The sequence below is a fragment of the Streptomyces phaeochromogenes genome, assembly GCF_001418655.1.
Lineage (GTDB): Bacteria > Actinomycetota > Actinomycetes > Streptomycetales > Streptomycetaceae > Streptomyces > Streptomyces phaeochromogenes.
In genome coordinates this window covers 1-1,204 of record NZ_LIQZ01000421.1, presented here as the reverse complement: position 1 = coordinate 1,204, position 1,204 = coordinate 1, and the positions used below count along the sequence as shown (strand labels likewise).

Sequence of the window (1,204 nt, the reverse complement as noted above, 5' to 3'; positions counted from 1 at the left end):
CCGCCCTGCTGAACGGCCTGCTGGACGGACGTGACCTGAGTGCCGCCGACACCGCCTGGGCGATGGACCTGATCATGCGGGGCGAGGCGACCGACGCGCAGATCGCCGGGTTCGTGGTGGCGCTGCGGGCCAAGGGCGAGACTGTCGAGGAGATCGTCGGGTTCGTTCAGGCGATGTACGAGCACGCGAACGTGATCGAGGTGCCGGGGGACACCGTCGACATCGTCGGTACGGGCGGCGACGGGGCGAAGACCGTCAACATTTCCACCATGTCGGCGATCGTCATCGCCGGGACGGGCGCCAAGGTCGTCAAGCACGGCAACCGGGCGGCCTCCTCGGCCTCAGGGGCGTCCGACGTGCTGGAGAAGCTCGGCGTCAACCTGGAGCTGCCGACGCACCGGGTGGCCCAGGTCGCCGAGACGGCCGGGATCACCTTCTGCTTCGCGGCGAAGTTCCACCCCGCGATGCGCTATGCGGGCGCCGCGCGTGGGCAGTTGGGGATCCGTACGGTCTTCAACGCGCTCGGTCCGCTGACCAATCCGGCCAAGGTGAAGGCGCAGGCCGTCGGGTGTGCCGATCCCCGGATGGCGCCGATCATGGCCGGGGTGTTCGCCGAGCGCGGCAACTCCTCGCTCGTCTTCCGCGGGGACGACGGGCTGGACGAGCTGACGACGACGGCCACGTCGCGGGTGTGGGTCGTGCGGGACGGCAAGGTGCGCGAGGAGTCGTTCGATCCGCGTGACGTGGGGATCGAGCTGGTGCCCGTGGAGGCGTTGCGGGGGGCCGACGCCTCGTACAACGCGGATGTGGCCCGGCGGCTGCTGAACGGGGAGACCGGGGCTGTGCGGGACGCCGTGCTGCTGAACTCGGCGGCTGCGCTGGTGGCTCTGTCGCCGGGGGACGGGCCGCTCGCGGACCAGCTCCGGGCGGGGATGGCGAAGGCGGCGGACGCGATCGACTCCGGGGCGGCGAAGGCCACGCTTGAGCGGTGGGTGGCGGCGACCAACGCGTAGGCGCCGGCTGCGGGCCGGTGGGGGCGTTTCTCGCCCCCGCCGCCCCTGCCCATTCCCGTCCCTTTTCAGGGGCTCCGCCCCCGAACCCCCAAAAGACTGCGCAGTTCCCCGCGCCCCTAAAAAACCTAGGGGCGCGGGGAACTGCGCAGTCTTTAGCCTCTCCGGCCGTCCCGGTATACGGACGCGGGGGT

At 71.3% G+C, this 1,204-nt stretch carries 1 protein-coding gene; it reads left to right on the top strand.

Going from position 1 to position 1,204, the window contains the following annotated elements:
* Window positions 1-5: 5 nt before the first annotated feature.
* The gene (gene trpD, locus AOK17_RS41570; protein WP_245697702.1) at window positions 6-1,013 is read left to right on the top strand and encodes an anthranilate phosphoribosyltransferase; all 1,008 of its coding nucleotides are present in this window, start codon (window positions 6-8) and stop codon (window positions 1,011-1,013) included.
* The last annotated feature ends 191 nt before the right edge of the window (window positions 1,014-1,204 follow it).